We start from the raw sequence: 12,964 nt of genomic DNA on the forward strand, positions 1-12,964 counted from the left end.
AGCTTAGGCCGATGATTTTGATATCGTTCTAAGGAGTAGATTCGCTAAGCCCACTCCCTCTCATTTTCGATAAGAACTGAATTACTAAGAAGACATAATATGAATCCATCCTTTTATCCCAACCAATTTGATTGTATCGTTGTCGGTGCAGGTCACGCCGGAACAGAAGCTGCTTATATTTCTGCGAAAGCAGGACTCAAAACTTTGCTCATCACGATGAACTTGGATACCATCGGACAGATGAGTTGTAATCCTGCCATCGGTGGGATTGCTAAAGGGCATATGGTTCGCGAAGTGGATGCACTCGGTGGACTGATGGGTCGGGTGATTGATCAAACGGGAATTCAATTTAAGATGTTAAACACATCGAAAGGTCCTTCGGTTTGGGCGCCGCGTGCACAAGCAGAGAAAAAACAATACCAGCTCATGATCAAACACCAGTTGGAAAATTTACAAACACTCTCGATCCGACAAGACACAGTTGAGGATTTGATTGTGGAAGGAAACCAAGTGACTGGTGTCATCACAGGTCGTGGTTTCACTTTTTATACAAATCATGTGATCTTAACCACAGGAACATTTTTATCGAGTGTGATTCATATCGGAACTTACCAAAAAGAATCAGGTCGGATTGGGGAACCTACAACCAAAGGTCTTTCCCATACACTCGCTCGTTTTGAATTGCGACTCGGAAGATTAAAAACAGGAACCCCTGCTCGTGTTCATAAAAATTCCATCAACTTTGAGGGACTAGATGTTCAGGATGGAGACGAGAACCCTCGTCCTTTTTCTTTTTCAACTAGTAAGATCGATCGCAAACAAATTCCTTGTTACATCACTTATACCAACGACACCACTCATGAACTTATCAAACAAAACTTAGAATACTCACCGATGTACTCGGGTCAGATCAAAAGTATTGGCCCAAGGTATTGCCCTTCGATTGAAGATAAGGTGGTTCGGTTTGCAGAGAGAGATCGCCATCAAATCTTTATCGAACCGGAAGGATATGAAACCAACGAGATGTATCTCAATGGTGTTTCCACAAGTTTGCCTGAGGAAGTGCAATGGAAGTTTCTTCGAAGCATCAAAGGTTTGGAAGAAGTGGAACTCATGCGTCCGGGTTACGCCATCGAATATGATTTTGTAGATCCAACAGAACTAAACCCAACTCTCGAAACCAAAAAAGTAAAAGGTCTTTATCACGCAGGACAAATCAACGGAACCACTGGGTATGAAGAAGCCGCAGCCCAAGGACTTGTGGCTGCTTACAATGTGATTCGTTCTGTCAGAAAAGAAGAGCCAATTCTTTTCAAACGAAGTGAGTCTTACATTGGAGTTCTTGTGGATGATTTGGTTTACAAAGGTGTGGAAGATCCATATCGGATGTTCACAAGTCGGGCCGAGTATCGATTGCTTTTACGCCAAGACAACGCCGACCAAAGACTCATGCAGTACGGATATGAGATGGGACTTGTAGACGAATCCCTCTATACAGATATGAAAGATCGCTATGCTCGGATCGATAAAATCAAAACCCAAATGTTTGTGACATCGATGAAGCCAACAGAAGAACTCACAAAAGTTTTGGAAGAGAAGAAGATTGAGAATTATAAGTTTGGCCACACGGTTGCTTCGTTTCTAAAACGATCTGATATCAAAATCGAAGACATCGAAACTTTTGTTCCTGAACTTCAAAACTTAAACGAAGATGAGAAAGCTGTTTTGGAAATGGAAGTCAAATACGAAGGTTATCTCAAACGAGAATTGGAAACGATTGAATACCGTAAGAAGTTTTTGAACTTTCAAATCCCGAATGATTTTGATTACGCCAGTGTGAAGGGATTGAAAACGGAGGCTGTTGTGAAGTTAGAAAAACACCGTCCTATGAATTTAGAAAATGCTCTTCATATCTCTGGAGTGGATCCCTCTGATGTGGATCTTCTCCTCTATCATTTGGTGGACAGACGATAGAAATCGAATTCTGAAAAAGAATCACAAAGTTATCGATTCAAATTTCTCCTCAATTAAAAAACCAAGAAGGACTCCCCTCTTGGTTTTTGTTTCTCATCTATGAATCTGTTTTTTTGAATTAGAAATCTTTAGGTTCAATCACTGAATCGAAAATGTTTGCTTTTGAAAAACAGACGAAGCAAACTTTTAGCATTCGCAAAGTATACTTTTTATCTTTTAGAATCAAATTTCAAATCCAGCTAAAACCTTCGGCTCATTGTTTTCGGATATACTTCCGTATTAAGCGACCACCAGACTGCGTTTCATAATTAGCAATCTTCAACTACCGTTGGTTCCAAACTTTCAATTTGAAAACTATTTCTATCGATTGGCATATGATCTGCTGAAACTGACTCCAAGCTTTTCTATTCGTAGACAAGCACGTGGGTCTTTTCGAGGATCCAGTTGTCCCCCTGTTTCACGTGAAACGAATGGGATTCCAAACTTCCATCTGCTTTGTATTTCAGTTTGTGAACCCGGCGGTTTTCACCTTGGAAGAATTCTCTTTCCACTAGGTTTCCTTTTGCATCAAACTTGAAATGGATTTCACCAAGACCTTTCTTTTTGTCATCAGTCAGATATTGAATTTGAACATTAGGTCGTTTAGGATCGATTTGAAATCGGAAAGATTCATTGTCTTTAGTTTCTAAGTTTTTACCTTCAGCGGCAAAAATATTTCCTTCACCATCACTCTCGATGGAATAAACAATCAGTAGTCTCCCTTCGCCATCTTTCACATTCATCTTTTTCAAAGCACGACCTTTGAATTGGAAATCTTTTCGTTCGACGAGATGACCACCGTTGTCATAAACTTCTTCGCTCGAAAGTAAACCTTCTGTATAGCGAAAGGTTGTTTTGCCATCACCCTTCCCTTCTTTATCAGAATAAGTTTCACTGATTAATTTTCCGTCACTGTTGTATTCATATTCTGCGACATAAACAACCTGGCCCTCGGCGTTACGAACGATTTCTTTGTTCGGAACTTTTTTAACTTTTTTAAACAAGTAAGCATCTTTGTGGGACCACTTGCCGGGTGTGTAACCTAAAATAGGAAAGGAAAGGATGATTAAAAAACTAATGATTCGAATCATGGAAAAGAGTTCTCCTACAGGAGACATCGGCGAATTCATTTAAAACGATAACGAGATTATGTCAGAAAAAACCATCCAAGAAGAAATCCAAACCATCATCCCAGATTTGTTTCCCAAGTTGGAACAAGAGTTTGATTGGGAATTAGTTAAAAACTTTTATGAGTTTCTGAAACGAGACAACGAGAAAGGTGGATTCTTTTCTCGGAATGATTCAGAGAAGATTCTCGAGAGACATATTATTGAATCTTTGATCTATGTTTGGAAACTGAAAGTAACCGGATATGTTTCACGTGAAACAAATGTAGCGGATGTAGGAACTGGGCCCGGCCTTCCCGGATTTCTCTTTGCACTCTTAAAAAAAGCGCCGCATGCTTTCCTCGTCGATTCACAAAAACGGAAACTAGCACTTCTTGAAACAGAAATTGAAACGGGAAGTCTTTCCAAAGTCAAAAAGCGAGTGGAGTTTATCTACGCACGAACAGAAGAAATTAATTCAAATTTTGATGTAGTCACTTCTAGAGCAATGGTTCCCTATCCATACATCGCAGAAGTAACCACGAGGATGGTGAAGCAAAAAGGAATCTTATGTCCCTTCCTTGCACAACCCTACCAAGATTTGGAAAAAGAAACCGAGGTCTTAAGCAACAATGGTTTCTTTATGAAAAAAGAAATTCCCATTCCCGAATTAGAGTTTGTGGGAAAGAGACATATAAAAATACTACAAAAGAATTCCCTTCCCAAAAAGGGATTCCCCCGCGACTGGAAAGAAATCGTAAAGGAGACGAAAAGCAAGAATGGGTAAAATTGTTTCTATCAGTAATCAAAAAGGTGGAGTCGGTAAAACGACAACAGCGATAAACTTGGCATCCAATCTTGTTGATTTGGGAAAAAAAGTTTTGCTCCTTGATATCGATCCGCAAGGGAACTCAGGTTCTGGACTTGGGTTGGAAGTGCAGTCTTTAAATAAAACTACTTATGAAGTTTTGATTGGTGAACTCTCTGCGAGAGAAGCGGTTCAAAAAACTTTTGTAAACAATTTGGATATCATTCCATCCAACATCAACCTCTCCGGTTTGGAAGTGGATTTTCTTGGGATGGAAAGAAAGGAATTCAAATTGAAAGATGCTTTGGCATCTGTAAAGGAATCGTATGATTATATTCTAATCGATTGCCCTCCATCTCTCGGTGTTCTTACTATCAATGCACTTTGTGCTTCTCAGTCGGTGATGATCACTTTACAAACAGAATACTTTGCTCTCGAAGGACTCTCACAACTCATGCGAATTATTTCTCTCGTGCAATCGCAATGGAATCCATCACTCGCACTCGAAGGAGTACTTCTCACGATGTACGACAAACGAACCAACTTAGCTAACCAAGTGGCAGAAGATGTTCGCAACTATTTCAAAGAGAAAGTATATGAAACTGTTATTCCAAGAAATGTAAAATTATCTGAGGCACCCTCTTTTGGAAAACCAATCAACTACTATGATCCAGATGGTGTGGGTGCAAAAAGTTATAAAAGTTTAGCGGAAGAAATTGTAGGGAAGGCATAAGGTTATGGCACTCGGCAAAGGTAAAGTTTTAGGAAGAGGACTTGGGAATTTAATTCCCGTAAATGAAAACAATGTTGAGATTTCTAAAGACGAACAAAGCGGTCTTAGAGAAATTAAAGTTACAGAAATTTTACCAAACCCACACCAGCCAAGAAAACAATTCTCCGATGCATCCATCCAAGAATTATCCAATACCATTGTAGAACATGGAGTGATCCAACCCATCGTTGTGCAAAAAAATCCTTCGGGATCGGGATTCCTTTTGGTGGCGGGAGAAAGAAGATTACGCGCATGCAAACTTGCTGGCTTTGCAAAAATCCCTGCGATTGTTCGTGATCTTTCCGAAGCGGATATGATGGAACTTGCCCTCATTGAAAACATTCAAAGAGAAAATCTAAATCCGATGGATGAGGCTTTGGCCTATCAAGCAATTATCGACAAACGAGGGTTAAAGGTTACTGACCTTGCGACTCGTGTTGGAAAGAACCGAGCCACCATTTCTAACTTAATTCGCCTCCTCTCTCTTCCTAAATTATTACAAGACCTAGTGAAGGAAGGAAAACTTTCTGAAGGACAGGCCCGCCCTCTTCTCTCCATTCCCGACCCAAAAAAACAATTGGAAGTGGGACAGAAAGTGATCGCTGAAGGATGGAATGTAAGAGAGGTAGAGAACTTTGTCTCGAACCTTTTGCACCCAGATAAAAAATCAAAATCCTCTTCCTTTGGTGCTGATAAACGAGATGCGAGTATTGTAAAACTAGAATCCAAACTCAGAAACAAATACAGTTCCAAAGTGGAAGTGGCCCACAATGAAACCAATGGAAAAGGAAAGATCGTTTTTTCCTACGCCAACTTAAATGACATGGAAAGAATCTTAGAGCAGCTCGGTGTGAAATTGTAATTTCGCTAGTCGTTCGTACAATTCACTTTTTCGAATGAGTTCGTCATGTGTTCCGACGGACTCAATCTCCCCTTCTTTAATTACCACAATCTGATCCGATTTCACAACTGTGGAAAGTCTGTGAGCAATCATAATGGTAGTTCTCTCTTTCACTAAAAAATCCAAAGCCCGCTGTATCATTTGTTCTGATTCTGAATCAAGTGCAGAAGTGGCTTCATCCAATAAAAGAATTCTTGGGTTTCGAAGGATGGCTCTTGCAATTGCGATCCTTTGTTTTTGTCCACCGGAAAGTCTTGTTCCTAAATGTCCCAAGTTGGTATCATACCCATTCGGAAGTTGGTTTAAAAATTCGGTAACATAAGCACTGGCCGCAGCCTTCTCGATTTCTTCAAAACTTGCATTTGGTTTTCCATAAGCAATGTTCTCTCGCAAAGTTCCACTAAAGAGAATGGGTTGTTGCGGAACAAAGCCAATGAGAGATCTTAAATCTTTTAATGCCAATTCTTTAAGGTCGACACCTTCGATAAGAATTTTTCCTGCAGTTGGATCATAGAATCTGAGGATGAGTTCAAAGAGTGTACTCTTGCCACCACCGGAGGGACCAACAAGAGCCGTAGTTTTGTTGGCAGGAATTTCTAAATGAATTTCTCGGATGGCTTTGTGTTCCGGACGAGATGGATACGAAAAATCCAAATGATTCAAATTGATTTTCAATCCCTTCTGTTTGGAAGAACCGTTGAGAGATAAAGATCCATTCCCTTCCGTTGGAAGTAGTACGTCTGCGATTGGTTTTGGAAACTTTGGATCTTTGATTTCTGATTCCGACAAAAGAAGTTCCATCAATCGTTCAGTAGCACCGGCTGCTCTTTGTAAATCGCCGAGAACTTCAGAAACGGCACCAACACTATTGGCAACCATGATCGCGTAAAAAGAAAATGCGATGAGTTCCCCACCGGTAATTTTTCCTTCGAGTACATCAGTTCCACCAATCCATAACATCACACTGATTCCCGTAAGGATGAAAAGAATGACTGCCGCAATGAGAAGAGCTCTTTGTTTGATGCGAGCAACAGCCACATCAAAGGCTGCTTCAACAGTGTGTGAAAACTTTTCAATGTCTTCTTCTTGGTGGTGAAAGGATTGTAATATTTTTATATTGAGAAGGGATTCACTGACGTAAGTTCCAATGCTTGCAATTTTGTCCTGAGTGGTGCGGGATAAATTCCTTACTTTTTTTCCATAGAATAAAATTGGGAATACAATAAATGGAACACTGAGTAGGACAATCATTGTGAGTTTTGCATTGGTGATAAAAAGAAAAATAATTCCACCGACAAACATCAAAATATTCCGAAGGGCAATGGACGCGGATGACCCGATTACCGTTTGGATGAGTGTTGTGTCTGTTGTGATTCGCGATTGGATTTCGCCAGGAGAATTGAGTTCAAAAAAACTGGGATGGATGAAGATGATATGTTTGAATACATCGCGTCGAATGTCTGAGGCCACTCGTTCGCCGATCCAAGAAACTGCGTAATGCCGAATGTAAGTTCCAATCGCAAGGAAGATTCCGACTAAAATGATAAAGGCAAGTGAATAACCTAATTCTTGTTTGGATCTAGCAGAAAATCCTGCATCGACCAAATGGCGTAGTCCCTGTCCGAGCCCCAAAGTCACTCCGGCTGTAAAAAGCAGAGCTAGTGAAGAAAGGGTCATTTGGAATCTGTATGGTTTTAAATAAGAAAAGGTTTTAGAGAGGACACGGAGATTTTTTGACTTAGCGCGGTCAGGTGTTTGCAAAGATTTATCCTTTTAGATCAATCAATAGACCCCTAATTTCATCTAATTGTTTCAAAATCACGAACGCACTGTTGTTGGGGGAAAACATTGTTTTGGCGAGTAGATCCAATTTTTCATCCACAACCTTTACATAACGTACGTCTTTTTGGTCATTTCGTCCGCGTTGCGGCGCTTGCATGACCTTGTAATTTTTTTTAAGAATGAGTTCTGCGATTTGTTTGATATGTTTTTTGTAGGATTCTAAATTTCTGTGGTTAGGATCTTTGATGAGTTCCTTTTCCAAATCAGGTAAATCTTTCCAGAGTTCGTTTAGCTCTCTGGTTTCCTCTTTTCCGGCAGGAACGATGGATTCTAAAATTTCTAAAAAACTTTGTTTGGATTCATCCACTGGCGTAAATGAACCTGAGAGTTTTTCTTTGGATCCTTTTTTCGCCTGAGTGGAGACCGACTTAGGGTTGTTGTTTTGAATGATCATAAACCCGCCTAGTGACGAGTGGGATTAATTGTGCATTTTCCGTGGAACACTACACCTTCTTCTACGATGAGGCGAGGAGTGACAATGTCTCCTTCCAATCGACAGCTAGAAAGTAATGTAACTCGTTCGGTTGCATAGATGTTCCCGCGAATTTCTCCACCGGCAACTACCACTCGCGCTTTAATATCTGTATCGACGATTCCAGATTTTCCTATAAGTACCTTTCCGGTTGTTTCGAGGACTCCTCGAAATTTTCCATCGATACGAATGAGGCCAGGAAACTTGAATTCACCGACGAACTCGGCTCCTTCCCCAATGATGCTATTAACTAAAAATTCTTCTTCTGTAGATGGATTCGGCATTATTCTTGAATTTGGTTGAGAAACGAAAACGGATTCAACGCTTGGGTACCAACATGTACTTCATAATGAAGATGGTAAATCGGATTTTCTGGTGATTTTCCAACATAACCTAAGATGTCACCCTTGGAGAGTTTTTCATTTTTCTTAACACGAATTCTATCGAGGTTGGAATAGATTGTTTTCCATCCAAATCGATGCGATAATTTTACGTAGTAACCTGTAGCTGGAGAATATCCAGTATCAAAAACAATTCCAGGAGCCGTTGCAATGACTTCGGCACCAGGAAAGGATCCAATGTCTAGTCCTCTGTTGAGTTCTTCTTTTCCAGTGACAGGTGAAATGTATTTTCCAAAAGGAAATAATACATAACCTTTTGTTGGCCAAATGGAGGGAGTGTTGCGAATGATACTCTTTCTTTTTTTGATGAGTTTGATAATCTCTTCAGAAAGTTCAGAGGATAGTTTTAAATTATGAATGTCTTCTTTGATGCGAAAGGATTCATCCGTGATGTCGGATTGAGGTGTTCCTTGTAATGCGAGAAATTGTCCAGCCTGTCCACCCATCCCTTTGGAAACTCGAGAAGGATCTCCACCGAGTTTGATATAAAGGTTAGAAATTCTTTCGTAATAGTATTGGATGGTTTCGTGAAGAGAGTTCACCTCTTCTTTCATCTTTGAAGATTGTCTGATAAAGTCTTTGTTTGTTAAATTGAGTTCTGTGAGTTGGTGGATGGACCCACTATGAGAGAGAACGTTTACAGCACTGATCACCAGAAGCACTACCATGATTCCGATAAAGATGGAAATGGCTTTGTAAGAGATAACAAAGTTAATGGTTTTGCGATCGGTGTGAGGAATGACCATAATTGTCAGACGTTCACGACCTTTTTTGTCTAGGTCTTCGTAACGTTGGGATAACTTAAGCTTCCATTCCTGGACTTTATACCGTAATCGGTAAAAAATTAGATGTAGTCTTTGTTTTGCTTCCACGTTCTCTTTAGGCCTTCGACTATTTAAACAAAACTTATCGTACCCACTATATCTTTCGATTGAATTTTCATTTTCATCCAGTGGAAATTACAAATCTTGCTATTTATGGGATATTCAACCATTGACACTCATTGCCACTTAGACATAATTCGGGAACAAGGCCAAGAGATTGAAGAAACTCTGGCGAAATCCCGAATGGCTGGTGTAGACCGCATGGTTCAGATTGGGATTGATTTGCCAAGTTCTGTTGAGGCTGTTCGTATTTCAGAAACTCATTCGAAAGATGATTTAGAAATTTTCTATTCCATTGGTTGTCACCCAACGGAAACTCATGAATTCCCTAATGCGGATCAAATTTTAGATTTAGCAAAATCCCGAATGGATGATCCAAAATTTTCTGCGATTGGTGAAATTGGTGTCGATCTCTATCATGATGCGAGTACTCGTTTGGCACAGAATGAAGTGTTACGTAAATTTTTAGAATTTTCTTCTGAATATAAATTACCTGTAGTGATCCATTCTCGTGATGCCTTCGAAGATACATACGCTGCATTGAAAGAATACAAATCAAAAGCTTTTGGTGTGATTCATTGTTTTACTTATGATTATGAAGCCGCAAAACAATTTGTGGATTTAGGTTACTATGTTTCTTTTTCTGGAATTGTAACTTTTAAGTCAGCAACGGATATCCAAGAAGCAGCACGAAAGATTCCACTAGAAACTATCTTGATAGAAACAGATGCTCCTTTTTTATCACCGATGCCACATAGAGGAAAACGTAATGATTCTTCGCATTTACCATTTGTTCTTGAGAAGATGTTTTCCTTACGAACAGAAACCAATGCAGAAGTAGCAGATCGCATTTATCAAAATTCATTAAAATTCACACAAAGAAAGGCTTATCACCATGCTTGATATCAACCGTATTGTTCAAAACCCTGAAGAGTTACTTTCCACCTTACAAAAACGAGGTGTAACATCTACTGACATTGAAGCTAAAATTAAATCTGTCTCCGAAAAACAACATAAGTTAAAATTGGAAGTCGAAGGCCTTCGTGCAGAAAGGAATCGAGTTTCGAAAGAAATTGGAATTCAGAAATCACAAGGCAAAGACATCACAGAAATTTCAGCTTCGATGAAAGGTGTTGGTGATCAGATCAAAGCAATTGAAGAAGAACTAACCAAACAAGAAGAATCTTTGCATGATCTCAATTTAGGACTTCCGAACTTACTCGATCCTTCTGTTCCGGAAGGAAAATCGGAAGCGGATAATGTGCTCGTCCGTCAATGGGGAGAAGTTCCTAAACTTTCTTTTGAAGCAAAAACTCATTTTGATATTGGGGAAACTTTAGGTATCTTCGACTTCGAACGCGGAGTGAAACTTTCTGGTGCTAGATTTTATACATATCGCGGACTTGGTGCCAAACTGGAAAGAGCACTTATGAATCTAATGCTCGATACTCATACTTCTGAAAATGGATATGAAGAGATGTGGGTTCCGGTTCTTGTGAATGATGAATCCATGACGGCCACGGGACAACTTCCAAAGTTTGCGGAAGATTTTTACCGATTGGAAAAAGACGGACTCAATTTGATTCCAACTGCGGAAGTTCCTCTCACCAATTATTACCGGGATGAAATCATTTCTGAAAAAGAATTACCTATTTCAGTTTGTGCGCATACTTCGTGTTTTCGCAGAGAAGCTGGATCTTACGGGCGTGATACACGCGGTCTTGTGCGAGTACACCAATTTCAAAAAGTGGAACTTGTGAAGTTCGTCGAACCGGAAACTTCCCAAAACGAACACGAAAAGATGCTTCAAGATGCCGAATCCATTTTGCAGAAGTTGAAACTCCCTTATCGAGTGATGTTACTTTGTAGTAAAGATATGTCCAGTGCTTCCTCCAAAACCTACGATATCGAAGTTTGGATGCCGGGACTTGGACGTTTTATGGAAATTTCCTCTGTTTCTAACTTCAAAGACTATCAAGCAAGACGCGGAAAAATTCGATACAAGTCAAAGGAAGGAAAAAACCTGCTCGTCCATACTCTGAACGGTTCCGGTCTTGCGATCGGTCGAACACTCGCAGCAGTGATTGAAAATTACCAATCGGAAGATGGAACCTTCCAAATTCCGGATGTATTGAAACCTTACATCCGTTAGCAATTTAGGGCAGATGACCGAGGTGTCAAATGCCCTATTCGTTTTTTCCAAAACTTAATTCCAATCGCAAACCAAATCTCCGATCGTCAGATGCACTTATTTTTAAAACGCCAATCGTTGAAGGGCGGTGTTATACGCAATACGGATATCCTGCCCATTCGGGGGATTATGCGTTCTGCAGAAAAGAAACAATAAATGACAGTTATGCGAATCTCGGTTATTCCCATTCTCATATGGATAATATAGATGGTCTAGCTTGGGGAAATAGGCGCAGTGCGTATATTTCCGAGAGTATCACCCAGTGGAAAAAAAAGACCATTCAATATATGCTGAATTTAAAATTTTCCTTTGTTTCATTATATCTATTCTTATCCTTTTTTGTTTTATTCTCTCATCCTGTTTATAGCCAAAGGCAAGGTAGTGAACCATCTTTGGTTGTGGCTCCCATCCAAGGTCCCATCAATACAGAATTTCAAGAATTTGGTCCGACGATGACACCCGATGCCAAAACTTTATATTTTTATTCGAAACGCTCCAGTAAAGGTTATACGGAAATTTTTAAATCAGAACGAAAAAAAGATGGGACTTGGGATTTTCCAGAAGAAGTAGATGTTTTGAATTCTCCTTTTGATGACCAAAGCCCATTTATCTCTCGCGATGGAAAAACTCTATTGTTATCCTCAAATCGAGATGGGTCCGTAGAAGTAATGTTACCTGATGGGAAAGTAGGAATTTCTAGAGACTTGTATGTTTCCAATTGGAATGGAAAAGAATGGGGTAACCCAGTTGCCTTACCAAGTCCCATCAATACAGAGGATATAGAAGAAAATCCGCATCTTTTAGGAGATACTTTACTTTTTACAAGATATCCTTTTGGTAAACCAAATCTTGCTAAAGTGTATTATAGCCAATACAAAGATGATAAATGGTCTACACCAAAACTTTTACCCTCACCAATTAATGATAATTATGCGACTATTGCTGCAGCCTTTAATGATGATGGTAGTATTTTATTTTTTTCCTCGAATCGCCCCGGTGGTTACGGTGGATTTGATTTATACATGGCAAAAATAGATGGAGATTCCTTTAAGGATATTGAGAATTTTGGTGCTCCTATCAACTCGAGTGAAGACGAAGCTTATATCGTTTTCCAGCAGGTGAAAAAAACATTTTTGTTTTGTAGAAGAGTGGATGGACGGTCGTTTGATCTCTTCACGGCCTCTGTCCCAAAACAGGAAAACATTGTACAAAAGAAACTAGAGGAAACCAAAAAAATCTCTTTGGATTCCGTATATTTTGAAAGGGCTTCGTCTGTTTTGAAACCAGAATCATCAGTTCCTTTGGACGCCATCGTTGATTATCTACATGAAAATTCTGACAAAAGGATGAAAATCATAGGCCATACAGATTTAACAGGAACGTTTGAGGACAACATGGTTTTGTCGAAGGAACGAGCAGACTCCGTTAAACAGTATTTAGTCTCTAAAGGTGTGGATCCAAAGCGACTTGTGACAGATGGAAAGGGACCAACACAACCCGTTGTCCAAGGAACAGATGAATCCTCGTCCAAAAAAAATCGGCGAACTGAATTTGTATTAACCGATCCTTAATTT

General features: G+C 39.7%; 12 protein-coding genes. 7 read left to right on the plus strand and 5 right to left on the minus strand.

All coding sequences use genetic code 11. From position 1 onward, the window contains the following. The first annotated feature begins 99 nt into the window (after positions 1–99). A complete protein-coding gene (gene mnmG, locus EHQ70_RS15695) occupies positions 100–1,974 on the plus strand; it encodes a tRNA uridine-5-carboxymethylaminomethyl(34) synthesis enzyme MnmG (RefSeq protein WP_135587954.1) in 1,875 nt (624 codons plus the stop codon). Positions 1,975–2,378: 404 nt separating this feature from the next. Here the strand turns inward: mnmG and EHQ70_RS15700 are convergent, their stop codons facing one another. Next, a complete protein-coding gene (locus EHQ70_RS15700; protein WP_135587956.1) occupies positions 2,379–3,104 on the minus strand; it encodes a hypothetical protein in 726 nt (241 codons plus the stop codon). Positions 3,105–3,162: 58 nt separating this feature from the next. Here EHQ70_RS15700 and EHQ70_RS15705 point away from each other — a divergent pair, with 58 nt between their 5' ends. The 3 genes from EHQ70_RS15705 to EHQ70_RS15715 are packed head-to-tail and all read left to right on the plus strand — an operon-like array spanning position 3,163 to position 5,561. Next, a complete protein-coding gene (locus EHQ70_RS15705) occupies positions 3,163–3,906 on the plus strand; it encodes an RsmG family class I SAM-dependent methyltransferase (protein ID WP_135587958.1) in 744 nt (247 codons plus the stop codon). Next, a complete protein-coding gene (locus EHQ70_RS15710) occupies positions 3,899–4,660 on the plus strand; it encodes a ParA family protein (protein ID WP_100788906.1) in 762 nt (253 codons plus the stop codon). The genes EHQ70_RS15705 and EHQ70_RS15710 overlap by 8 nt, the downstream gene beginning before the upstream one ends. Before the next feature lie 4 nt (positions 4,661–4,664). Then, a complete protein-coding gene (locus EHQ70_RS15715) occupies positions 4,665–5,561 on the plus strand; it encodes a ParB/RepB/Spo0J family partition protein (protein WP_135575796.1) in 897 nt (298 codons plus the stop codon). On the opposite strand, the gene EHQ70_RS15720 is transcribed toward EHQ70_RS15715, so the two are convergent. Genes EHQ70_RS15720 through EHQ70_RS15735 form a run of 4 tightly spaced genes read right to left on the minus strand, consistent with a single transcriptional unit; the run spans position 5,535 to position 9,187 of the window. After that, complete coding sequence (locus tag EHQ70_RS15720) at positions 5,535–7,361, minus strand: ABC transporter transmembrane domain-containing protein (RefSeq protein ID WP_135587960.1); 1,827 nt, start codon at positions 7,359–7,361, stop codon at positions 5,535–5,537. The two genes, EHQ70_RS15715 and EHQ70_RS15720, sit on opposite strands and share 27 nt — an antisense overlap. A gap of 4 nt (positions 7,362–7,365) precedes the next feature. Next, positions 7,366–7,836, minus strand: a complete 471-nt coding sequence (locus tag EHQ70_RS15725) for a YaaR family protein (RefSeq protein ID WP_135587962.1) — start codon at positions 7,834–7,836, stop codon at positions 7,366–7,368. A gap of 8 nt (positions 7,837–7,844) precedes the next feature. Then, the gene (locus EHQ70_RS15730) at positions 7,845–8,198 is read right to left on the minus strand and encodes a bactofilin family protein (protein WP_100788910.1); all 354 of its coding nucleotides are present in this window, start codon (positions 8,196–8,198) and stop codon (positions 7,845–7,847) included. Next, positions 8,198–9,187 (minus strand): M23 family metallopeptidase, encoded by a 990-nt coding sequence (locus tag EHQ70_RS15735; RefSeq protein ID WP_135587964.1) that lies wholly within the window; start codon positions 9,185–9,187, stop codon positions 8,198–8,200. Before EHQ70_RS15735 ends, EHQ70_RS15730 begins: the two co-directional genes overlap by 1 nt. A 105-nt stretch (positions 9,188–9,292) precedes the next feature. Here EHQ70_RS15735 and EHQ70_RS15740 point away from each other — a divergent pair, with 105 nt between their 5' ends. Genes EHQ70_RS15740 through EHQ70_RS15750 form a run of 3 tightly spaced genes read left to right on the plus strand, consistent with a single transcriptional unit; the run spans position 9,293 to position 12,961 of the window. After that, positions 9,293–10,102 (plus strand): TatD family hydrolase, encoded by an 810-nt coding sequence (locus tag EHQ70_RS15740; RefSeq protein WP_208729569.1) that lies wholly within the window; start codon positions 9,293–9,295, stop codon positions 10,100–10,102. Beyond that, the gene (gene serS, locus EHQ70_RS15745; RefSeq protein ID WP_135587968.1) at positions 10,095–11,351 is read left to right on the plus strand and encodes a serine--tRNA ligase; all 1,257 of its coding nucleotides are present in this window, start codon (positions 10,095–10,097) and stop codon (positions 11,349–11,351) included. The genes EHQ70_RS15740 and serS overlap by 8 nt, the downstream gene beginning before the upstream one ends. Positions 11,352–11,380: 29 nt before the next feature. Beyond that, positions 11,381–12,961 carry an OmpA family protein gene (locus EHQ70_RS15750; RefSeq protein WP_135587970.1) on the plus strand — a complete coding sequence of 527 codons (1,581 nt, stop codon included), beginning with the start codon at positions 11,381–11,383 and terminating at the stop codon, positions 12,959–12,961. Positions 12,962–12,964: the final 3 nt, after the last annotated feature.

It is taken from the genome of Leptospira congkakensis, from assembly GCF_004770265.1.
In the GTDB taxonomy this organism is placed as follows: Bacteria; Spirochaetota; Leptospiria; order Leptospirales; family Leptospiraceae; genus Leptospira_A; species Leptospira_A congkakensis.

Excerpts from the sequence above, each read along its gene's own strand:
- EHQ70_RS15715 (WP_135575796.1), top strand. The coding sequence starts at position 4,665 with ATGGCACTCGGCAAAGGTAAAGTTTTAGGAAGAGGACTTGGGAATTTA.
- serS (WP_135587968.1), top strand. The coding sequence starts at position 10,095 with ATGCTTGATATCAACCGTATTGTTCAAAACCCTGAAGAGTTACTTTCC.
- EHQ70_RS15730 (WP_100788910.1), bottom strand. The coding sequence starts at position 8,198 with ATGCCGAATCCATCTACAGAAGAAGAATTTTTAGTTAATAGCATCATT.
- EHQ70_RS15700 (WP_135587956.1), bottom strand. The coding sequence starts at position 3,104 with ATGATTCGAATCATTAGTTTTTTAATCATCCTTTCCTTTCCTATTTTA.
- EHQ70_RS15740 (WP_208729569.1), top strand. The coding sequence starts at position 9,293 with ATGGGATATTCAACCATTGACACTCATTGCCACTTAGACATAATTCGG.
- EHQ70_RS15750 (WP_135587970.1), top strand. The coding sequence starts at position 11,381 with ATGCCCTATTCGTTTTTTCCAAAACTTAATTCCAATCGCAAACCAAAT.
- mnmG (WP_135587954.1), top strand. The coding sequence starts at position 100 with ATGAATCCATCCTTTTATCCCAACCAATTTGATTGTATCGTTGTCGGT.
- EHQ70_RS15725 (WP_135587962.1), bottom strand. The coding sequence starts at position 7,836 with ATGATCATTCAAAACAACAACCCTAAGTCGGTCTCCACTCAGGCGAAA.
- EHQ70_RS15705 (WP_135587958.1), top strand. The coding sequence starts at position 3,163 with ATGTCAGAAAAAACCATCCAAGAAGAAATCCAAACCATCATCCCAGAT.
- EHQ70_RS15710 (WP_100788906.1), top strand. The coding sequence starts at position 3,899 with ATGGGTAAAATTGTTTCTATCAGTAATCAAAAAGGTGGAGTCGGTAAA.